19 protein-coding genes and 1 pseudogene are annotated in these 20,100 nt (G+C 64.9%); 7 read left to right on the top strand and 13 right to left on the bottom strand.

Going from position 1 to position 20,100, the window contains the following annotated elements:
• Positions 1 to 546 (bottom strand): oligoribonuclease, encoded by a 546-nt coding sequence (orn, locus tag ACNANG_RS04915; protein WP_420226235.1) that lies wholly within the window; start codon positions 544 to 546, stop codon positions 1 to 3.
• A gap of 259 nt (positions 547 to 805) precedes the next feature.
• On the opposite strand from orn, the gene ACNANG_RS04920 reads away from it, so the two are divergent.
• The 3 genes and pseudogenes from ACNANG_RS04920 to ACNANG_RS04930 all read left to right on the top strand — a co-directional run bounded on the left by ACNANG_RS04920 (position 806) and on the right by ACNANG_RS04930 (position 4,068).
• Entirely contained in the window at positions 806 to 2,101 is a 1,296-nt protein-coding gene (locus ACNANG_RS04920; RefSeq protein WP_420226236.1) for a M48 family metallopeptidase, read from the top strand.
• 109 nt (positions 2,102 to 2,210) lie between these two features.
• A pseudogene (gene rsgA, locus ACNANG_RS04925) lies at positions 2,211 to 3,109 on the top strand (ribosome small subunit-dependent GTPase A).
• Between the two features lie 209 nt (positions 3,110 to 3,318).
• A complete protein-coding gene (locus ACNANG_RS04930) occupies positions 3,319 to 4,068 on the top strand; it encodes an EAL domain-containing protein (protein ID WP_420226237.1) in 750 nt (249 codons plus the stop codon).
• A gap of 45 nt (positions 4,069 to 4,113) precedes the next feature.
• On the opposite strand, the gene ACNANG_RS04935 is transcribed toward ACNANG_RS04930, so the two are convergent.
• From ACNANG_RS04935 to rpsP, 7 genes are all read right to left on the bottom strand, one after another.
• Positions 4,114 to 4,680, bottom strand: a complete 567-nt coding sequence (locus tag ACNANG_RS04935; protein WP_420227452.1) for a ferritin-like domain-containing protein — start codon at positions 4,678 to 4,680, stop codon at positions 4,114 to 4,116.
• A 449-nt stretch (positions 4,681 to 5,129) separates the two neighbouring features.
• Positions 5,130 to 6,221 carry a CobD/CbiB family protein gene (locus tag ACNANG_RS04940; RefSeq protein WP_420226238.1) on the bottom strand — a complete coding sequence of 364 codons (1,092 nt, stop codon included), beginning with the start codon at positions 6,219 to 6,221 and terminating at the stop codon, positions 5,130 to 5,132.
• Positions 6,222 to 6,300: 79 nt separating this feature from the next.
• Positions 6,301 to 6,975, bottom strand: coding sequence for a CoA pyrophosphatase (locus ACNANG_RS04945; protein ID WP_420227453.1), 675 nt, complete (start codon positions 6,973 to 6,975; stop codon positions 6,301 to 6,303).
• Positions 6,976 to 7,739: 764 nt separating this feature from the next.
• Complete coding sequence (gene rplS, locus ACNANG_RS04950; RefSeq protein WP_179590509.1) at positions 7,740 to 8,156, bottom strand: 50S ribosomal protein L19; 417 nt, start codon at positions 8,154 to 8,156, stop codon at positions 7,740 to 7,742.
• Positions 8,157 to 8,301: 145 nt separating this feature from the next.
• The gene (gene trmD, locus ACNANG_RS04955) at positions 8,302 to 9,063 is read right to left on the bottom strand and encodes a tRNA (guanosine(37)-N1)-methyltransferase TrmD (protein ID WP_420227454.1); all 762 of its coding nucleotides are present in this window, start codon (positions 9,061 to 9,063) and stop codon (positions 8,302 to 8,304) included.
• A gap of 109 nt (positions 9,064 to 9,172) precedes the next feature.
• Positions 9,173 to 9,823, bottom strand: coding sequence for a ribosome maturation factor RimM (gene rimM / locus ACNANG_RS04960; protein ID WP_420226239.1), 651 nt, complete (start codon positions 9,821 to 9,823; stop codon positions 9,173 to 9,175).
• Positions 9,824 to 10,089: 266 nt separating this feature from the next.
• Entirely contained in the window at positions 10,090 to 10,350 is a 261-nt protein-coding gene (gene rpsP / locus ACNANG_RS04965) for a 30S ribosomal protein S16 (RefSeq protein WP_420226240.1), read from the bottom strand.
• 115 nt (positions 10,351 to 10,465) lie between these two features.
• Here rpsP and ACNANG_RS04970 point away from each other — a divergent pair, with 115 nt between their 5' ends.
• Positions 10,466 to 11,011, top strand: a complete 546-nt coding sequence (locus tag ACNANG_RS04970; protein WP_420226241.1) for a hypothetical protein — start codon at positions 10,466 to 10,468, stop codon at positions 11,009 to 11,011.
• Positions 11,012 to 11,070: 59 nt separating this feature from the next.
• Here ACNANG_RS04970 and ACNANG_RS04975 read toward each other — a convergent pair whose 3' ends face one another.
• The 4 genes from ACNANG_RS04975 to ACNANG_RS04990 form a co-directional block, all read right to left on the bottom strand.
• Entirely contained in the window at positions 11,071 to 12,306 is a 1,236-nt protein-coding gene (locus ACNANG_RS04975; protein ID WP_420226242.1) for a PA0069 family radical SAM protein, read from the bottom strand.
• Positions 12,307 to 12,896: 590 nt separating this feature from the next.
• A complete protein-coding gene (locus ACNANG_RS04980; protein WP_420226243.1) occupies positions 12,897 to 14,150 on the bottom strand; it encodes an FAD-binding oxidoreductase in 1,254 nt (417 codons plus the stop codon).
• A 121-nt stretch (positions 14,151 to 14,271) separates the two neighbouring features.
• On the bottom strand, positions 14,272 to 15,282 hold the full coding sequence (locus ACNANG_RS04985) for an alpha/beta hydrolase (RefSeq protein ID WP_420226244.1): 1,011 nt from the start codon (positions 15,280 to 15,282) through the stop codon (positions 14,272 to 14,274).
• A gap of 14 nt (positions 15,283 to 15,296) precedes the next feature.
• Positions 15,297 to 16,280, bottom strand: coding sequence for a Bug family tripartite tricarboxylate transporter substrate binding protein (locus ACNANG_RS04990; RefSeq protein WP_420226245.1), 984 nt, complete (start codon positions 16,278 to 16,280; stop codon positions 15,297 to 15,299).
• A 193-nt stretch (positions 16,281 to 16,473) separates the two neighbouring features.
• Here ACNANG_RS04990 and ACNANG_RS04995 point away from each other — a divergent pair, with 193 nt between their 5' ends.
• From ACNANG_RS04995 to ACNANG_RS05005, 3 genes are read left to right on the top strand one after another with little or no spacing between them, the layout of a single operon-like run.
• Positions 16,474 to 16,944 carry an Lrp/AsnC family transcriptional regulator gene (locus ACNANG_RS04995; protein ID WP_420226246.1) on the top strand — a complete coding sequence of 157 codons (471 nt, stop codon included), beginning with the start codon at positions 16,474 to 16,476 and terminating at the stop codon, positions 16,942 to 16,944.
• A 50-nt stretch (positions 16,945 to 16,994) separates the two neighbouring features.
• Positions 16,995 to 19,232 carry a 3'-5' exonuclease gene (locus tag ACNANG_RS05000; RefSeq protein WP_420226247.1) on the top strand — a complete coding sequence of 746 codons (2,238 nt, stop codon included), beginning with the start codon at positions 16,995 to 16,997 and terminating at the stop codon, positions 19,230 to 19,232.
• Between the two features lie 36 nt (positions 19,233 to 19,268).
• Positions 19,269 to 19,685: a YbaN family protein gene (locus ACNANG_RS05005; protein WP_420226248.1), complete on the top strand. Its 417-nt coding sequence runs from the start codon at positions 19,269 to 19,271 to the stop codon at positions 19,683 to 19,685.
• Here the strand turns inward: ACNANG_RS05005 and ACNANG_RS05010 are convergent.
• On the bottom strand, positions 19,642 to 20,007 hold the full coding sequence (locus ACNANG_RS05010; protein ID WP_420226249.1) for a hypothetical protein: 366 nt from the start codon (positions 20,005 to 20,007) through the stop codon (positions 19,642 to 19,644). The two genes, ACNANG_RS05005 and ACNANG_RS05010, sit on opposite strands and share 44 nt — an antisense overlap.
• Positions 20,008 to 20,100: the final 93 nt, after the last annotated feature.

Here is a 20,100-nt window from a genome sequence, read left to right on the forward strand (position 1 = left end):
TCAGGCCTTCAGGAAGTGCTCGCGGTAGTACTTCAGCTCGTCAATCGACTCGTAGATGTCGGCCAGCGCCTCGTGCTTGCTCTTTTTCTGAAAGCCCTTGTAGATCTCCGGCTTCCAGCGGCGGCACAGTTCCTTCAGCGTGCTGACATCTAGGTTCCGATAGTGGAAGAAGGCCTCGAAGCGCGGCATGTAGCTGAACATGAAGCGGCGGTCCTGGCTGATCGTGTTGCCGCACAGCGGCGATTTGCCCGGCGGCACGTACTGCGACAGGAAGTCGAGCAGCTGCGTTTCGGCATCGGCTTCGGTCACCGTGGACGCCTTGACGCGATCGATCAGTCCGCTGCGGCCATGCGTGCCCTTGTTCCAGGCGTCCATCGCGTCGAGCAGTTCATCGGTTTGATGGATCGCGAGCACCGGACCTTCGGCCACGACCTCGAGCTGCGCGTCGGTCACGACCACGGCCACCTCGATGATGCGTTCTTTTGCCGGGTCCAGGCCGGTCATTTCCATGTCCAGCCAGACCAGGTGGTTTTCGTTCAAGGCCATATAATCGGTACTCCGGGCGATAGGTTGACGGCGCGGCGTCGATGGCGGGATGTCGAAGCATTCCGTCTAAGGCATCTTGCGGCCAGGCGGTTGCCGGCGGCGCAGTACGCCACGCAATCCGCGATTTTCTCACACGCCGCCGCCAACGCCTGCAGCAAATGCGCGATGCCCCTGGCTTTTCGCGCCCTGTGCCCCGACATATCGTCTGTCCGCGCCCCTGCCTGGCCGCGCGTGCCCAACTTTCGAGCGAGCAAAGCCTGTGTTCACCCTGTTGTTCGTCTTCCTGCTTCTGCTGGGTGTTGCGTTGCGGCTCTGGCTGTCCACGCGGCAGACCCGGCATGTGGTGCGTCATCGCGGCCAAGTGCCCGCGGAATTCGCCGGCCGCATCGGCCTGCACAGCCATACCCGCGCCGCCGACTACACGGTGGCACGGGTGCGGTTCGACATGTTCGCCATCGTGTTCGATGCCGTGGTGCTGCTTGCGCTGACCCTGCTGGGCGGCCTGCAGGCCCTGGACGTGCTGGCGTCCCGCATGGTCGATGGCGACTTTGCCCGCCAGCTGGTGCTGATCGCGTTGGTGACCGGCGTGTTGGGAGTGCTTGGCTTGCCCTTTACCTTGTGGCGGCAATTCCGGATCGAAGCGCGCTTTGGCTTCAACCGCATGACCTGGCGGCTGTTCGTGGCCGATGCCGTCAAGGGGCTGGTGCTGTCGGCGGTGCTGGGGCTGCCTTTGGTGGCCGCGATCCTGTGGCTGATGGACAGCGCCGGGCCGCTCTGGTGGTTGTGGGCCTGGGGCGTGTGGATGGTCTTCAACGTGACGCTGTTGCTGCTGTACCCGACCGTGATCGCGCCCCTGTTCAATTCGTTCACGCCGCTGGCCGACGAAACCCTGGTGGACCGGATCGACCGGCTGGCCACGCGCTGCGGCTTCTCGCTCAATGGCCTGTTCGTCATGGACGGGTCCAAACGATCGGCACATGGCAATGCCTACTTCACGGGCTTTGGCAAAGGCAAACGCATCGTGTTCTTCGACACCCTGCTCGCGCGCCTGTTGCCCCAGGAAATCGAAGCCGTGCTGGCGCATGAGCTGGGCCATTTCACCCATCGGCACATTCTCAAGCGCCTGATCTTCAGCTTCGCGCTGACCCTGGCCGGCTTTGCGCTGCTGGGCTGGCTGTCGGGCAAGGTCTGGTTCTTTACCGGCCTTGGGGTCGAACCTTCGCTGACCGGCAGCAACAGCGCCCTGGCGCTCATCCTGTTCTTTCTGGTGGCGCCAGTGTTCAGCTTCCCGTTCACGCCGCTGGGCAGCTGGTATTCGCGCAAGCACGAATTCGAAGCCGACCGCTACGCCACGGAACACGCCAATGCCGACGATCTGGTGTCGGCGCTGGTCAAACTGTATGACGACAATGCCGCCACCCTGACCCCCGATCCGGTGCATTCGGCTTTCTACGACAGCCACCCGCCCGCCAGCGTGCGCATCCGTCGCCTGATCGATCAAGGGGCGACATCGCCCACGGCGCACGGCGCCATTCCCCTTCCGGAGTCCGCATGACAGGTCTGCCCTTGGCCGCACTTTCCGCAGCCGGCCCACGCTGCGCCACGAGCCCTGCCCGGTGAGCCGGCCCAAAGCCGCCGCCTCGGTCAGGCCCACCGACGCCGTCATCGTCCGCGGCCGCGTGGTCGAAGCCTTCGGCCGGCACTACACGGTTGAATTTCCGGATGGGTCCCGCCGGCAGTGCTATCCGCGCGGCAAGCGGGGGCGGCCGCCGTAGGCGACGTGGTCGATATCGCCATCGAAGGCAAGGCCGAAGGCGCCATCAACACGATCGTGCCGCGCCGCAACCTGCTGTACCGGTCCGACGATTTCCGCACCAAGCAATTTGCCGCCAATGTCGATCAGTTGCTGATCGTGGTGGCGACCGAACCCGACTTTGCGGACGACCTGGTCGGCCGCGCCCTGGTCGGCGCCTGGAGCGCCAACATCGCGCCCTGCGTGATCCTGAACAAGGTCGACAAGGTGGCCCGGCTGCCAGCGGCCCGCGAGCGCCTGGCCCGCATCGCCGCGCTGGGTGTGCCCGTGATCGAACTGAGCGCCCACGATATCGACGCCACGCGGGCCACCCTGGCGCCGCGGCTGGCCGGCGTCACGACGCTGCTGTTGGGTCAAAGCGGCATGGGCAAATCGACGTTGCTGAACGCCCTGATTCCCGAAGCGGCCGCGCCGACACAGGAACATTCCATCGCCCTGGGCGCCGGCCGCCACACGACGACCAGCACGCGCCTCTACCATCTGCCTGATGATCTTGCCCCCGGCGGTGACCTGATCGATTCCCCAGGCTTCCAGGCCTTTGGCCTGCAGCACCTTTCGCCCGAAGACATCGTGAACGGTTTTCCGGAGTTCAAGCGATTTACCGATCAGTGCCGCTTCTATAACTGCACGCACCGGCACGAGCCCGGGTGTGGCGTACTGGACGCGCTGAAGCGCGGCGAGATCAGCGAGTACCGCCATGCGCTGTACATGCGGGTGCTGGCCGAAAATGAGAGCGCTGTCCGGTACTGACGGTCTGGACGGGGCAGTTATAAGCCTGACGGGGCGGTTATAACCTTGGACCAAAACAATCGTTCGCCGCGCTGCCTGTCTCGCGTAGCCTGTCGGCCTTGACCACTGGCCGGCCCCTGGCGCACGAACCGATTGATGACACGACCCTCCCCCATACCCTGATCAACGCCCTGCGGGCGTACCCGGATCTGCGTAAGGCGCTCCGGGTGATGGCGGACGGAACGGCCGTGGGCCGGTTCTACGAATTCGACCTGGCCAGCGGATTCCAGCGCATTGTGCGCCTGGGCGCGCCGGCCGCCGTGGACCCGCATGTCGCACCTACTGTGGTGGCCTACGATGCCTACGCCCGGTCCAGCGGACAGGCCGGCGACACCATCAGCCCCTGGGGATTGTTTTCGCGCGCGGCCGAAGACGCCACCGTGGTCTGGCTGGACCGCCTGTGCCGCGTGGTGCATACCATTAACTACGTCGCGCAAGAAGGAAGTGAGGTTTCGTTGCACTTGCGTGTGCATGGACGCCTGTTGGCGGCCATCGCGCAGGACCACGGCCACACGTTCCGGGACATGCTGGACGCAATGGGTGTGTCCCATGACATCGTGCTGCAGCTGCCTGAGACGGCAACCTATGACGCGGACCTGGCTGCCCAATTGATCGGCAGCTACAGGCGCCATGGTTTCAGGATCGCGCTGCAGGCGTCGGGTGCCGCATTGGCCATCGCAAGGATCAAGCTGTACGAACCCGACGTGATGAAGGTCGACGTCCGCACGCTGAGCCAACCCGAGCAGCAGGTGCCCGAGTTATTGCGTGCCGCAGAAGGCGGCACAACGCAGCTCGTCTTTACCCGGATCGATCAGCCCAGGATCGCGCAGACCCTGGCAGCCCAGGGAGCCGAATATGGCCAGGGCTACTTTTTCGATCTGCCAGCCGCCCGCTTGGCAGGCGCCGCTGTCAACGCCTGATCTTTGGGGGGATGGCCCGCCCGGCGGGCTGCCCTTCCCAGGTGCTTAGTTCAGTTCCAGCAGGTCCGACATGTCGTCGGCGTGCTCTTCTTCCACGGCCAGGATCTGTTCCAGCATACGACGGGTGGTCGGATCATCGCCGCCGATGTAGTCGACCATGGCCTTGTAGCTGTCGATGGCGATACGCTCGGCTACCAGGTCTTCGCGAATCATGTCCTGCAACGAGTTGCCAGGTACATATTGCGCATGGCTGCGATCCAGCAGCGTCGCGGGGTTGAAGTCAGGTTCGCCGCCCAGTTGGACGATACGCTCGGCGATCGAATCGGCGTGCTCTTGTTCCTGGCCAGCGTGCTCGGCAAATTCCGCGGCAACGGCTTCCGAGTGGATACCCTTGGCCATGAAGTAATGGCGCTTGTAGCGCAGCACACAGACCAGCTCGGTCGCCAGCGCTTCGTTCAGCATCTTGATGATTTCTTCACGGTTGCCGGAATAGGCTTGCGTGACCGCACCCGATTCGAGGTTCTGACGCGCCTTGGCGCGGACCGCTTCGAGGTCGAATTGGAACTTCTCCTGCGAACCATTCTGTTGGGACGCGTCGTTCTTGACTGGCATATCCATGAGGTGCTCCAAGGAATGAGGAATTGACCTGATCAAGGATAGTCCTGCGTCTGACGGGGCGATGTAACGAACTCTTCCGGTTCGCCCTCGGCGTCTTGCAAATCACACGCATTCAGGCGAAGCGCGGCGCAAGGCCTTACACGGTGCGGGTTTTGGCGGACCGTGCTGTAGAGAAGCCCGACGCTGGTGGAACGGTCGCGCGGTTACGTTTCGCTACGTTGCGCTACCGATCCGCCTCGCTGGTTCGGCAGAAATTACGACGCGGGTGTCTTATCGCGGTGGATTACATCTGGAGACCTGACGCGCATTCCGTAGCGTAACGGTCCGAAACGATCAATCATGACTCTCATTTACCCAGCGACGAGCGGCAGAAGGTAGGAAAATGGGCAGGTCGGCAGCACAGCAGCCTGATCGGGTCGGGCTGCCTGGTGCCGGCCAAGCGCTCAGGTCGCCCACCCTGCCAGCGAAAGCAGCAGCAACAGGAACATCCACAAGACCACCGATCGCCACAGCAGGCCTACCGCTGCATGCAGTGCCGGCGGGTCCGGCAGGCGCCGTTCTGCATCATCGGGGGGATCGATTCCGTCATCCGTGTCGCTGGATGCCGCGGCCGACGCCATTTCCGGCGTCACGCCGTCAAGGGGTGGCAGGGTGCCGGGCGGCAAGCTGCCAGGGGGAAGCGGGCTTGCAGCCGATGCTTGCAGAGGTGCCACCGGCGAAGCCGCGGTTGCGGCAGCGGTCGCCGTGAGCAACAGCGGTTTGGGTGGCAAGGGCGTCAGCCGCACGCCAAGCGCGCCTGCCGCGCTTTCCACCACGATGCCGCGTTGCGGATCGGGCCACAGCGCCGCGCGCTGACGCCAGCCATACAGCGCCTCTTCAAAGTTGCCCACAATGGCAAAGCCGATGGCGGTCATGCGCGCGGGGAGCCAGTCCAGCACGGCAAACGCGCGCCGTGCAATGTTGCCGAACGCGTCAGGCCGGGCCGCCCATTCATGCCGGGCCATCCCCGCCAGCCGGTACAACGCGGCACCCGCCGGGCCAGGCAGCACGGCGTACCAGAACAGCACGCCATACACATTGCGGTGCGAGGCCACGACACCTTCTTCGATGGCCGTGCGGCAGATTTCAGGCAGCGTCAGCGTGTCGCTGGTCCAGGTCTCATCGGTGCTGCGCATCCAGTCATGCAGATGCCGCCGGGCCAGCATCAGGTCGCCCCGGGCCAGTGCCAGCTGCAGTTCCGTGAAGTAATGACTGAACTGCCGGAAGCCCAGCGTGAACCACAGCACCAGGACATGGAACAGCAAGGAAAAGATCGGGTGGATCGCCCACATCAGCGAGCCCAGCGCCCACACGAACAAGGTGGGCACCACCACCGCCAGGGTCCAGGCAAACGCGGCATAACTGGCGCTGCCGGCGTCCAGGGCGTGACCTGCCCAGCGGATCAGACTTCGAGCGGCCTCGTGCACGGCGTTGTTACGCGGCAAGGGGCGGATCTGCTCGGCAAGAAAGGCGAGTAAAAGGGCAAAGAAGCTCATAGGCGGATTCTAGCGGGCATCGGCTCGATCGGGGAGATGGCCTGCGCGGCACGCGCGTCGGCCACCTTGCGCACAGCGCTCAGGCGTCGAGGAAACGATAGAGATTGTGCAACATGCCGGCCGTCGCGCCCCACACAAAGTACTTCCCATAAGGCATGGAAAAATACGTATGGCTGCCGTTGTGCGGCAACGCCACCCGGTGCACCCGGTGATGGGCGGGGTCCATCAGGAAAGTCAGCGGGACTTCGAACACCTCGGCCACCTCGAACGGATTGGGCACCGGGTCGAAGTCCGGTTGCACCAGGCCCACCAAAGGCACGATGTTGTACCCGGTGCTGGTCACGTAATCCGGCAACTGCCCGATGATTTCCACCTTGTCGGGCGGCAGGCCGGTTTCTTCCTGCGTCTCGCGCAACGCGGCGGCGATCACCGATGCATCCGTCTTCTCGACCCGTCCCCCCGGAAAGCTGATCTGCCCTGCATGGTCATGCAGATGCGCCGTGCGCTGGGTGAGCATGACCTGCACGCCCGACGCGCGCATCACCAGGGGCACCAACACTGACGCCAGCCGCAGCCCGGTCTCGGGGCCGGGGAATCGGGTGGACCAGGTTTCGGCGGACTCGGGCGTCCACGCGGGAGGCCGGGCAAACCGGGCACGCAGGGCCATGACCGTCAGACGATCGGGCGGCACGGGCCGCAAACCACTGGGATTGGCCTCCCAGGGCTGGGAAGCGGGATCAAACCCCGGCCCCAGCGGCTTGCGCCGAGCCGGCAACACGACCGTACGATCAGCCGCCGGCGCCGCGCCGGCATCACCGCCTGGCGGCGGGAACAGGGAAGAGTCGGAAGCGTCGGAACGGGACATGGCAGAAGGATACGGCAGTCTCATCGCAAAACGACTGCAATGCGAGCAAGCGCGTAAGTAAATATGACGGCAAACGGTTCGCCAAGACCCCTTGGCTCGAACAACAGCATCCTAGCCCCCCTTCGCCCAAGCACGGCCACCCTAGGCGGACCGCGAATTAGCTCCTCCAGTCAGCAGTGCTACCGCGCAAGGGGAGCGCGGCCCGTACCCAGGGCACCGCGGATCTGGCTTCGCCAGTCCGCTGGTGCCGCCCCTGGGGGAGGCGCGAAGCGCAAGGGGGCAATCACCCCCCGTCCACTGGTACAACCTCTCGAGAAGGCGCCGCCTTTATCCAGGGCACCGCGGATCTGGCTTTGCCAGTCCGCTGGTGCCGCCCCCGAGGGAGGCGCGAAGCGCCAAGGGGGGCAATCTCTTCCAGTCCGCTGGTGCCGCCCCTGGGGGAGGCGCGAAGCGCCAAGGGGGCAATCACCACCCGTCCACCGGTACAACCTCTCGAGAAGGCGCCGCCTTTATCCAGGGCACCGCGGATCTGGCTTCGCCAGTCCGCTGGCGCCGCCCCCGGGGAGGCGCGAAGCGCCAAGGGGGGCCAAACACAAACGGCCTCCGAAACCGGAGGCCGTTTTTTCACCACTGCATCCAAGGATGCGTCGGAATTACTGCGCCGACGCCTTGGCTGCGGCAGCTGCAGCAGCTTGCGCCGCCGAGCTGTTGCGAACCAGCTTTTCCTTGATCCGTGCCGACTTGCCCGAGCGGAAACGCAGGTAGTACAGCTTGGCACGACGCACATCGCCACGACGCTTGACTTCGATCGAGGCAATGGTGGGTGCATACAACTGGAACGTACGCTCGACGCCTTCGCCAGACGAAATCTTGCGAACGATGAACGACGAATTCAGGCCACGGTTACGGCGGGCGATCACCACGCCTTCGTAAGCCTGAACGCGCTTGCGCGTACCTTCAACCACGTTGACGTTGACCACAACCGTATCGCCAGGAGCGAATGCGGGGATGGTCTTGTTTTCCATCAAGCGGGCGACTTCTTCTTGTTCCAGGATCTGGATCAGATTCATCTTTACTACTCCGTCAACCATCATTCAAAGCGGCCAAGTGTTATGGCGATGCCACCGCTTCCAGAGGATGGGGTTAAACCCCGCCAGGCCGATGCCCGGCAGATCTGCGTCCGGCTGCTGCCCGCCGAAGCGGACACCAGCCATCTTATTTCCCGTCGCGCCCGGTAAGGCTAGACAGAAACTTTTCATCGTCGCGGCTCAACCAGCCTCGCTCGCGCGCCGCCACGATCAGGTCGGGCCGCTTGCGCGCCGTGGCTTCCAGCGACTGGCGCCGGCGCCATGCAACGATATTGGCGTGATGGCCCGACATGAGCACGTCGGGTACCGGCACGCCATCGAACACTTCCGGCCGCGTGTAATGCGGACAATCCAGGAGGCCGGACAGGTGATCGTTGAACGAATCCTGTACTGCCGATTCGCCGTCGTTCAGCACACCCGGCAACAAGCGGACGGTGGCATCCACGACCGCCAATGCGGCGATTTCCCCGCCCGACAACACGAAGTCGCCCAGCGAAATTTCCTCGGTCACCCACCGGTCGATGAATCGCTGGTCGATGCCTTCATACCGCCCGCACACCAGGATTGCGCCTGGGCTGTCGGCCAGTGCCTGGGCACGGGCCTGATCGAAACGTCGGCCTTGCGGCGACATCAGGATCACGGGTGCTGCGCAAGCGCGATCCGCCTGGATCGCCGCCACCGCCTTTTCCAGCGGGTCGACCCGCATCACCATGCCCGGACCGCCCCCGTAAGGGCGATCGTCCACGGTGCGATGCACGTCGGTCGTGAAATCACGAGGATTCCACACATTCAACTGCCAGCGGGCCTGCACGTGCGCCCTGCCGGTCACACCTTGCTCGGTCACCGCCGAGAACATCGAACCAAACAGCGTGACGACGTCGAACCGCAACGCAGCGGACGCGGACCCGATACGGTCTGGCGTTCCATGCCCGGCGACGTCTGGCGTTTCGTCGGCGGCGACACCTGCATTCGCGTCGCGGGTCACACCGTCGTTCACGTCAGAAATCTGCCGGCCAGTCGCTGTCGATCACACGGCCAGACAGATCGACGTTGCGGATGAACGCGTCGACAAACGGGACCAGGATTTCCTGAACCTTGCCTTTGGCATCGAGCAGCGGCTGCGCGGCGTCATCGGGCGACACACGCTCGACCCGAAGGATAGCGTGGGCGCCGTTATCGGTGACATCCACGACGTTGCCCAGCACGATCTTGGGCGCTTCACCGGTTTTCGGGTCGTCTTCGCCTAGGCCGAGCAACTGACAGCCGATCAGATCGACCCAGTAGAACTCGCCCTCGGAAGGCGCCGGAAACTGGCTGCGCGGCACCAGGACCGACCAGCCGCGCCAGGCTTGCGCCTGATCGCGATCATTCACACCTGACCACGTTGCCGACACGGTCGCACCGTGCCGCTTCGCGTTCAGTACCGAAACCTTCAGAACCTGCGCGCCAGGCGCCGGCTGGGCGCCCTTGGGCGTCTTGCGCAGCCACCACACCTTTGCGGCAAGCAGGGTGTCGGGTTGCGACGAGTACGGTTGGACCTTCAGCCCACCTCGCACCCCCAGCGCTTCCGCAACATGACCGACCTCGATGAGGTCGGTGGGTGCGGTGGCGTCTGGCGTCGGTGCGCCGGCGTCGCGATCATCGGACATGGCGTACCTTGAGCGGGAAATGGATCACGGATCGAACACAACCCCGGGCGGATGACGCGGCACAGCGGACACACACGCTGGCGACGGCGATCAACCGGCCCGGAAGATCACACGGCAAAAGCAGTCAGGCGGTCAATGGCCTTCAGGTACGAATCAAAGCTTACCTGCACAAGGCTTACCTGCAAGCTACCTGGAGGCGGCTGAACAGACCTGCCTTCGCGGGCGTGCCATTGAAGGCCTGCGCGCCCGAGTGCTTGCACTCAAGATCAGGCTGCCGAAGCAACCTTCTCGCCGTAACCCTTGACCAGACGAGCCACGACCGGCGACAGTTGGGCGCCGTTCTGCTTCCAGTATTCGACGCGGTCCAGCGCGATACGCAGGCTTTCTTCGCCTTCCGAAGCGACCGGGTTGTAGAAACCCACGCGTTCGATGAAACGGCCGTCACGGCGGTTGCGCGAATCCGTAGCGACCAGATTGTAAAATGGGCGCTTCTTGGAACCGCCGCGCGACATACGAATCACCACCATGGTAGGTAATCCTAAAAAGAGGGTTGACTTGCAAATAGCCAAAAAGTATAGCGTGCTCTGACCCCACCTGCAAGCCGGCGTCAGGTAAAGTCCTTGTAAATCAAGGTGTTCTTCGATGGATTCCCGCCACACCATGCCCGGCAACACACCGACTTCGACCCGCGCTCGTACCACAGAGGACGCCTACGTCATCGGCGCAGGCGACGCGACCGTCAGCACCGACGACAACGCGGCCGTCACCACTGCGAGCGGACCAGGCGCTCGCCCTTTCCGCCACAAGGCAGTGGCCGGTCTGCTGGCTGCCGCGTTGGGGTGCACCGGCGCCCAGCTGTGGTACCTGGGGCTGCCGCGCGCCTGGCTGGTGCTGACGTTCTCGCTCCTGACCGTGGGCACCGCGCTGCGCGCCGATCCCTGGTATTTCTCGCCCGCGTTCTTCCTGTTCCTGATACCGGTCGTGGGCGGCTTCATCCACGCTCTGGTGTTGTGCCTGACGCCCGACGAAAAATTCGACGCGCGCTACAACGCCGGACAGACGCGCCGCAGCCGTACCGGCTGGCTACCGGTGCTGGTCGCCATCGCCACCCTGGCCGTCGGCAGCAGTATTTTGATGACCGGACTGGCGCTGTTCTTCCAGGCGGTATTCGAAGGGCGGTGGTTCTGACGGCGTCGAGCCCGAGAAGGTCAGCCGCAACCGGCCGCCCCGCCATCAGGCGAGTGGAATCACCAGGCGCCCGCGGACATCATGCAAGCGAAGACTTCAAGCGAATAAAGACAATTGCGGAGCTGCGCTGACCGACGCCGCCACCCCCCATCCCCCACCCTACCCACATCACCTGCAGCGCGACTTACCCCCGCCTGCCCCGACCCGCCTGACCCACGAGCCCCTCGCGCGGCGCCTGTCCTGACAGGCGCGACGAACGCCGTTCGATCCAGTTCCACCCGTTCCCGCACCATGCCGGCCTTGCGCAGCCCGGCTGCAAAACGCTGCGCATACAGTTCCGCCCAGATGCCTTCGCCTCGCATGCGGGTACCGAAGCGGGGATCGTTCTGCTTGCCGCCTCTCAGGTCTTCGATCCGGTGCAGCACCCGTGCCGCCCGGTCGGGGAAGTGCGCGTCCAGCCAGTCGCTGAATATCGTCTTGACCTCCCATGGCAGCCGCAGCATTGTGTAGAACGCCGTACGCGCGCCGGCGTCCTGCGCGGCGGCCAGCACGTGTTCCATCTGGTCATCGGTAATGAAGGGAATGACCGGCGCCAGGGACACGCCAACCGGTACACCCACCGAGCTCAATGTGCGCACGGATTCGATCCGCCGATGCGGGGCAGCCGCGCGCGGCTCCAGCTTGCGCGCCACGTCGGGGTCCAAGGTGGGCACCGAAACATATACCGCCACCAGATTGCGCTCAGCCAGCGCGGCCAGCAGGTCGACGTCACGTGTCAACAGCGCGCCTTTGGTCACGATGGTGACCGGATGCCGCGTTTCCAGCAGCAATTCCAGCAAGCCCCGGGTCAGCTTCCACTGCCGTTCGATCGGCTGGTACGCGTCGGTGGCCGCACCGATATTGATCGGCTCGACCCGATAGCCGGGGCGGGACAGCTCGCGCCGCAGCGCCTCCACGGCGTTTTCCTTGGCGATGAGCCGGGTTTCGAAGTCCAGCCCGGGCGACCAGCCCAGGTACGCATGCGTAGGACGCGCAAAGCAGTAGACGCAGCCGTGTTCGCACCCCCGGTAGGGATTGATGGCGCGATCGAACGGAATGTCGGGCGAATCGTTGCGCGACAGGATCTGCCGGGCCCGTTCGACCGTAACGGTCGTGCGCAGCGGGGGCAATGCGGCGTCGCAGTCGCAAGGTGGCGCGACAGGCGGATCGAATGCGTGAGAAAAATCGGTGAGGACTGAACCGTCAGGCGCCACGGCCGCGGACCGCGCCCACGCCCTATCAGAACCAGGGGCCATCCCTACGATAGTGGCGGCGGTCGCCGGACCGTCTTCCGTCCCTATCCGCCCCTGCCGTGCAGGCGCCTGTTCCGCACGACTGTTCCCCGCGCAAGCGCCCCCTGCCCCATCGTTCCCCACCCGGGCGTCCCCTGCCGCCTTGTTCCCGGCACGAGCCTTCCCTGCCCCGTCGGCACGCCCCGTGTGTTCGCCGCCAGGCCCGGCCCACCCGTTGTTCCAGCCGTCATCGGCAGCCTGCCGTGCGTCGTTTTCAAAGCGATGGGCCACGTTCCGGACCGCGCCGCGTCCCTTGAAGGGAAGCGGGCGCAGCGGCTGCCAAGCGGGTTCCGCCTCGGCATCGGGCGGAAAAGCGTCGGAAGAAGGAAAACGGTTACGGTCCATGGAAGAACTGTATATCCATACAGTATCCGCCGCAAGTACTGGTCAGGCCAAAAACGTCTCACGCCGCAGCAACCACGGCACAGAATTGCCCTGCTCCTGCTCCTGCTCCTGCTCCTGCTCCTGCTCCTGCTCCTGCTCCTGCTCCTGCTCCTGCTCCTGCTCCTGCTCCTGCCCTAACCCCAACCCGCTCCCGCCCTTCCCACGCCCCGTCAGACCACCTTGCCCGGATTCAGCAGCCCTTGCGGATCCAGGAAATCCTTCAATTGCCGCATCAGCGCCAGTTCTTCGTCGGTCCTCGACACGCCCAGCCACGACCGCTTGTCCAGGCCAATACCATGTTCAGCCGACACCGCCCCGCGGAACGCCGCCAGCGGGCCGTACACGATCTCGTCGATCCGGTGCTTGGTCTCGTCCGACCCATCGCCCACCGAAAACGACACATGCAGATTGCCGTCGCCCATATGGCCGAAAATCCAGCAGCGGCCTTGCGGCCAGTTGCGCGCGGCGGCGGCCGACACGCCGTCGGCGTAGGCCCGCATTTCGGACACGGGCAAGGACACGTCGTAGTTGAAAGACTTGCCGAACTTGAACATTTCTTCGACGCTGTCGCGCATGCGCCAGAGCGCATCGCGCTGGTCCAGCGACTGGGCCACCGTGGCGTCCACGATCAATTCGTCAGCCATGGCCTCTTCCAGCGCCTGCATGAAGCGCACGCTGTCAGCGTCCTGGTCGGCGCCCAGCGATTCAAGCAGCACATAGTACGGATACCGTTCGGCAAAGGGCGAGCGGCCCTGCGCCGGGGGCGTCGACACCAGGTCGAAGTACGCCTGCCACATCAATTCGAAGGCGGCCAGTTGCCCGCCCAGCTTGCGGTCCATGTGTTTGAGCAGGCGCACCACGGCGTCGAAGTCCGTGGCCGCGACCAGCGCCGTGCACTGGCTGGCGGGCATTTCATGCAGGCGGATCACCGCGCGCGTCACGACACCCAAGGTGCCTTCGCTGCCGATGAACAGCTGCTTCAGGTCATAGCCCGAATTGTTCTTCATCATGGTGTTCATGGACGAGATGACGCGGCCGTCGGCCAGCACGGCTTCCAGGCCCAGCACCGACGCGCGCGTCATGCCGAACCGGATCACGCGGTTGCCACCGGCATTGGTGGCGATGCCACCGCCAATGGTCGCCGTTCCGCGGGCGCCGTAGTCCACGCCGTAATACAGGTCCACCGCGGCTGCCGCTTCCTGGATCTGCTGCAGCGTGACGCCGGCTTCGACCGTCATGGTGCGGCCGGCCACGTCAATGCCTTCGATCCGAGTCATGCGTTCCATCGACAGGATCAATTCGTCGGGCGAAGCGTCGGCGCCGCGCACCAGTCCGGTCAGGCCGCCGTGCGTGACCACCGGCTGGCCCATGGCCGCACACCGCTTCATGACCTCGGCCACCTCGACGGTCGTCCTGGGGCGCACCAGCGCATAGGCAGTCAGTGCGTCCGGGCGGAAAGCCCCGCGCTGCGGCCGGTCACCGCGTCTCCGGTCAGGACGGCCTCGTCGCCCAGCAGGGCGCGCAGGTCTTGTATCAGCTGTTCTTTCATGGCAAATCCGTCAGACAAAATGGAAAGAGCCGCCCGGGGACGGCTCTGGGCAGCGCACACGATTCCGCAGCGCCGTCAGCGGGGGCACGCAGCCAGGCAAGGCAGGCATCCCCCAGCAGGGTGCCGGGCGTGGTCAGGTCGGTGATGACGTCGAAATGATTGCGCGCGGGCATCTCGAAGCAGTCCGTCAACGCACCGGCAGCCGCCAGCACGTCAGCATACGCCTGGCTTTGACGCTTGAATTCGCCGGTTTCGATCTCGCCCCAGCACACGATCGACGGCGGCGCGCCAAGGGCAGGCCAATGCAGCGGGCTAATTGCCGTCACGTTGGCGGAGGTGAGCGACAGCGCGTCGTTGATCGACGTGCCGATCAGGGGCGACAGGTCGTAGATGCCCGACACCAGCACCGACGCCGCAGGCAGGCCGACCGGCAGCTCGGCATCATCGGCCCAGGACCGCAGGCCGGCCATGGCCGCCAGGTGCGCGCCGGCCGAACTGCCCGCGACAACGATGCAGGACGCGTCGTATCCGAACTCGTCGGCATGGGCATGCAGCCACCGCAAGGCGGTGCGGCATTCCATCACCATGTCGTGGACGGTGGCGTGAGGCGCCAGGGTGTAGTCCAGCGCGGCAAACGCCGCACCTTCCGCAAGCGCCCCCGGCGCGCCGAACAGGGACAGGTCTTTCGACAGTTCCTGCCAGTACCCGCCGTGGATGAACACCAGCAAGGCCGGTAAGGCCGAGCCTGCCTCGGCGCTGTTACCTGTCGTGGCGCCCTTGCAGGCCGCCGGCAGGAAGAGGTCCAGCTTCTGCGCCGGCTGAGCCCCATACGCCAGGTCCCGCCTTGCCGCATGCCGGGCCAGCGCCTGGGCGCTAAGGTCGGCATAGGCTTTTATGAACGGGGCGTAGTTGCCGCCGATACACGAGCTGGGTGAATACTCGCGCTCGCGATCGGCGTCGTTCAGATGCGCAACGGGCGACACACCGCATGCCGTGCGCAGGGCCATGATGGGCAATCCCGTCACATCGGCTTGTAGTTGGCGTTCTTGACCATGGTGGTCCAGGCGCGGTTGGTCTTGGCGACGCGGTCACCCAGTTCGGCAGGCGTGCTGGCCTGGGCCGAAATGCCAAGGGCGCTCAGTTTCTCGATGAAGTCGGGCGACTTCACGATCTTGCTGATGGCCGCGTTATAGGTCTGGACCATATCGGCCGGCGTGCCGGCCGGCGCGAACATGGCCGTGAAGATGACTTCTTCGTAGCCCGCGACGCCCTGTTCGGCATACGTCGGAACGTCGGGCAGCAGAGCCAGGCGCTGCGTGCCGTTCACGGCGGCGATGTGCACCTTGCCGGCCTTGGCGAACTGCAGCATGGCGCCGACCGAGCCGATGCCGGCCGCGATCTGGCCGGCGACCAGATCTTGCGCCACCGGGCCGTCGCCGCGATACGGCACCGACTTCAGGTCAGTGCCCAGCGCGTTCGAAATGACGCCAACGGCAAAGTCGGGCGCGCTGGCCGGCGCCGGCACGCCCACATTGCCCTTGCCCGGGTTGGCCTTGGCCCAGTTTGCAAAGTCGCGCAGACCGGCGGTGGGCGTACCCACCACGGCCGGATTGATGGCGAACACGTCGGGGTTGACCGCGACCAGGCCGACCGGCGTGAAGTCCTTGATCTCGAAACCCGGGTTGAGCAGGGTCAGCGGGATCATCGACACCGTGTGGCTGTTCGACAGGAACAGGGTCAGCCCATCGGGCCGCGAACCTTTCAGCGCCTGCGCGGCGATCTGACCGCCCGCGCCTGCCCGGTTTTCAACGACCACGGTGCGATTCAATTCATGCTGCATGCCAATGGCAAGGTGACGCGCGATCACGTCGGTGCTGCCCCCTGGCGGGAAGCCGACCAGGATCCGGATGGGCGCCGACTGCGCCAAGGCGGCGGACGCCGCTGTCAGCAGCGCCAGCGCCGCTGCGCCACAGGTCAATGTCTTGACAGCATTCTTCAACTTCATGGTGACCTCGTCGTTCCTGGAAAGGGGGCGGCGCCAGGAGAAACGGCAGGCGGCAGGCCTGGCCGGGCGTCGCCGGATCGTAGCATGACCCATCCGTACTATTCAATGAACCCGCCTATTTTGCGCTGACTGACCCGCAAGCTAAACTTCATTGAATAATCTATTCAAACTACACGCGGGCACGGAGATGACTATGCGAGTACCCACTGACAACGTCGACCGCCAGTTGCTGGTCGCCCTGCAGCAGAATGCGCGGCTGACCACGGGCGAACTTGCGCAGATGACCGGCCTGTCGCAGTCGCCGTGCTGGCGGCGCATCCGCCAGATGGAAACGTCTGGCCTGATCGCTGGCTACCACGCGCGGCTGAATCGGCGGGCGCTGGGCTACGGCGTGGTGGCCTTCGTCAGCATCAGCATCGACTTCCAGAACGAGGCCTGTTCGGCCCAATTCGTGGAAGCAGTCCAGGCGATTCCGGAAGTCGTGATGTTCCATGGGGTATCGGGCCCGTCCGATTTCCTGCTGATGGTCGTGGCCAAAGACCTGGATGCCTATTCTGAATTGCTGCAACAGAAACTGCACGGATTGCCCAGCGTCAAGCAGGTCCAGACGTCGTTTTCGCTACAGGAATTCAAGCATTTCAACGACCTGCCGATGCCCGACTAGTGCCTGCGCCACCGGGCCGCCCGCGCCGGGGCTGAATTACACTTCCGCCCATGGCTTCTCTTTTGCTGACACCTGAACAACGCCAGATCATCGGCCACCCCGGACGCGCCCTGCTGATCGGCGCCGTGGCGGGATCAGGCAAGACCACTACCCTTGCCCACTGCGTGGCCCATCGCGAACGCCAGGGCATGCCGGCGCGCGACATTCTGGTGCTGGTGTTCACGCCCGCGGCCGAGCAGGTGTTCCGTCAGCGTCTCAGCCAGGCCAGTGCATCGCGGCACGTCCGTGTCGCCACCTACCCCGCGTACGCCAAAAGCCTGCTGGATCATTGGCAGGAAGCGGGCGCCATCGACGGGGCCACGGTCTACCTTGAATCGGCCGAAGCCCTTCGCCCCTATCTGTTCGAAGCGATCGAACTGGCATCGGAAGCGCCGGATGCCGACCCCGATTACCGTTATGACTTGACGAACCTGCATGCCGAAATCCTTCTGAACCAGATGTCGCGGCTGAAGGGCACGCTGGCCATGCGGCGGTTCGACGACGAGTCCGACGACGACATTGCCGAGAGCCTGGACCTGCCGCGCGGCCTGGTGGCGATCTGCCGGCAATACGAGCGCATGCGCTGCCTGGACTGGGGCAGCCTTGCCTTCCAGAGCGAACAGGACCTGGTCTATGACGCGCTGGGCATCCTGTCGGTCGAAGCCGGAGCGCCGGAGCTTCCGCGCCACGCCCTGATCGTCGCTGACGAATGGCATGATGCCAATGCCGGGCACGTCGACCTGCTGGCGCACCTGACCACCCAGGGCACTCGTGTCATTGCCGCGGGCGATCGCGAGCAGGTGATCCATACCTGGAACGGCGCCGACCCCCGCTACATGGGCGAGGCCTTCCTGGCGCGGTTTCCGGGCACCGAGCGGCTGCCGCTGACGGCATCCTTTCGCTGCGGCGCGACGCTGAGCGCGGGGGCGGCCGCCCTGACCGGCCAGCCCTTCACGTCGTCCCGCGCCACCGATACCGACATCCAGGTCACGACCTACACGGTACAGGGCGACGATGGCAGCAGTCACGCCACGGGCGACTGTGCCCTCGAGGTGCTGGATACGCTGATGCAACTGAATCAGGCATCGGCCGATGCGCGCTGGAATGACTGCGCGGTGCTGCTGCGCGATCATCACCAAAGCATCGAACTGGAAAACATGCTGATCGAGCATGGCGTGCCGTATCAGACGGAAGGCTTTTCCAGCTATTTCGACCGCGTCGAAGTACGGATGCTGCGCGGCATCCTGCACATCGTGCAGGGCACCATCGCGCCCGTGACCGCGCTGGCTGACGTGCGTGGCGTGCTGCGGGCGCTGGGCATGTTTGCCGGGCTGCGCTATTCGGAAGCCGAGTGGGTCGACGCCGAACGCACCATTGCCCGCCAGCCCGATACCCTGCGCGACTTCCATCGTGGTCAGCTCACGCGCAGTGACGATGGCGAGCATGCGCCCGATGCCGTGACGCGGCGATGGCGCGAACGCTTCGCCACGGTGTGCGATGCGTTGATTGCGGAGCGTGCCAACTGGAACGCGGGCCGCCTGCTGGCGCATGCCGCGGCCCACCTGAACATTGCCGACACCACGCGCCGGCTGTTTGTCCATCAACACCAGGCGGACGCTGTCAGCCGGTCCATTGCCGGTTTCATTACCTATGCCGCACGCACGGGACTGGACGCCGGCCAGTTCCTGGCGTCGCTGGACAAGGCGCAGGCTCGATCCAGCGCGTTGAAGAAGCACGCACAGCGACTGACCTTGTCCACCGTGCGCGATGCCAAGGGCAAGGAATGGAAACACGTGCTGCTGCCCTGGCTGGCGCGCGGCGAGTTTCCCGATGCCCGCGCCGAATCGGGCGAAGAACGGCGGCTGTTCTATGTGGCGATCACCCGCGCCAGCGACACCCTGACGTTGTTCACACTGGCTGGCGAAACGCATCCGTACGTGCACGCGATGCGTCTGGCGGCGCGGCCCGCGTCTGCCGTGCGTACGGGGCAAGCGGCATCGGTACGGACACCGCTGCGCACAAGGCCACTGCCGCCCTCATCCCCTGCTGCGGCCACGCCCCATCCGCCCACGGTGTCACCGCAGCTTGCCGGGCGTGTCTACCTGGACGTTCCCTACGAAGAAAAAGACGCCGCCAAACAGCTGGGTGCGCAGTGGGACAACATCCAGCGAAAATGGTGGATCACACCTGCCATGCCGACGCGGCTGTTCCAGAAATGGTTGCGCACGGAGACCGGGCGCGATGCCTGACGCCGCTTCCATCCCGGTCCGGAAGGCACACCCCACATGACGCACCCGAATGCCGTTGTGCGTTTCATACTGCTGCTTGGCGCACTGCTGTGCCTGGCGCTGGGAGTGATCGGCATCTTCGTGCCGGGCCTGCCTACCACGGTGTTCATTCTGATGGCGGCGGCGCTGGCGTCGCGCGGATCGCCCAGGCTGGCGGCGTGGCTCGAAGGCCATCGCCTGTTCGGCCCGATGATCCAGGACTGGAGAACCCATCGCTCCGTCAGCCGCCGCGCGAAGTGGAGTGCGACGGTAATGATGACGCTGTGTGCCGTGCTGCTGTTCATGACGGCCAGTCATTGGGAATATGCGGCACTGGGGTCGGCCATCATGGCCATCGTGGCCACGTGGTTGTGGCTGCGGCCCGAGCCGCCTACGTCCCCATCGACCCGTTTACCCACCACGCCGCCACGCTGACGCCCAACGCGATCAGCGCGGCCGCAAGCGCCCAGTTGGCGCGCCGCGTGCGCTGGTCCTGCACGGCCAGCGCCTGGGTCACGCTCTGCATCTGTTCCGTCAACTGAAGGATCAGCTCGGCCTGCTTTTCCTGCACGGCTTCGAGTTGGTGCAACTGCTCGACCAGGCTGTGGACCTGATCCTTGGGATCGGCATCCGGATCAGGCGCGGCGATGCGCTTGCGATTCTTGTAGCTTTTCATCAAACGGCCCGACACATCGACGAGCACATTGGCAAGACTCAGGATTTCTCCCACGGGCAACGCCACGATAGAACGCTCCATACACAAAGACAAAGGGCCAGCGCGTCAACCTGCAGCAGGTTCGACACGCCAGCCCTTTTACCATGCAGCCCTGGCGGGGCCGGCAGCGGGCGT

Source organism: Pigmentiphaga litoralis (assembly GCF_048632615.1).
Taxonomy (GTDB): Bacteria; Pseudomonadota; Gammaproteobacteria; order Burkholderiales; family Burkholderiaceae_B; genus Pigmentiphaga; species Pigmentiphaga litoralis_B.

What these genes read in the sequence shown, in the direction of transcription:
- ACNANG_RS05010 (WP_420226249.1), bottom strand. Translation starts at nt 20,007, where the DNA reads ATGGAGCGTTCTATCGTGGCGTTGCCCGTGGGAGAAATCCTGAGTCTT.
- orn (WP_420226235.1), bottom strand. Translation starts at nt 546, where the DNA reads ATGGCCTTGAACGAAAACCACCTGGTCTGGCTGGACATGGAAATGACC.
- ACNANG_RS04935 (WP_420227452.1), bottom strand. Translation starts at nt 4,680, where the DNA reads ATGCCAGTCAAGAACGACGCGTCCCAACAGAATGGTTCGCAGGAGAAG.
- ACNANG_RS04995 (WP_420226246.1), top strand. Translation starts at nt 16,474, where the DNA reads ATGCGAGTACCCACTGACAACGTCGACCGCCAGTTGCTGGTCGCCCTG.
- ACNANG_RS05000 (WP_420226247.1), top strand. Translation starts at nt 16,995, where the DNA reads ATGGCTTCTCTTTTGCTGACACCTGAACAACGCCAGATCATCGGCCAC.
- ACNANG_RS04940 (WP_420226238.1), bottom strand. Translation starts at nt 6,221, where the DNA reads ATGAGCTTCTTTGCCCTTTTACTCGCCTTTCTTGCCGAGCAGATCCGC.
- ACNANG_RS04970 (WP_420226241.1), top strand. Translation starts at nt 10,466, where the DNA reads ATGGATTCCCGCCACACCATGCCCGGCAACACACCGACTTCGACCCGC.
- ACNANG_RS05005 (WP_420226248.1), top strand. Translation starts at nt 19,269, where the DNA reads ATGACGCACCCGAATGCCGTTGTGCGTTTCATACTGCTGCTTGGCGCA.
- ACNANG_RS04975 (WP_420226242.1), bottom strand. Translation starts at nt 12,306, where the DNA reads ATGGCCCCTGGTTCTGATAGGGCGTGGGCGCGGTCCGCGGCCGTGGCG.
- ACNANG_RS04990 (WP_420226245.1), bottom strand. Translation starts at nt 16,280, where the DNA reads ATGAAGTTGAAGAATGCTGTCAAGACATTGACCTGTGGCGCAGCGGCG.
- ACNANG_RS04930 (WP_420226237.1), top strand. Translation starts at nt 3,319, where the DNA reads ATGGCGGACGGAACGGCCGTGGGCCGGTTCTACGAATTCGACCTGGCC.
- rplS (WP_179590509.1), bottom strand. Translation starts at nt 8,156, where the DNA reads ATGAATCTGATCCAGATCCTGGAACAAGAAGAAGTCGCCCGCTTGATG.
- rimM (WP_420226239.1), bottom strand. Translation starts at nt 9,823, where the DNA reads ATGTCCGATGATCGCGACGCCGGCGCACCGACGCCAGACGCCACCGCA.
- rpsP (WP_420226240.1), bottom strand. Translation starts at nt 10,350, where the DNA reads ATGGTGGTGATTCGTATGTCGCGCGGCGGTTCCAAGAAGCGCCCATTT.
- ACNANG_RS04985 (WP_420226244.1), bottom strand. Translation starts at nt 15,282, where the DNA reads ATGGCCCTGCGCACGGCATGCGGTGTGTCGCCCGTTGCGCATCTGAAC.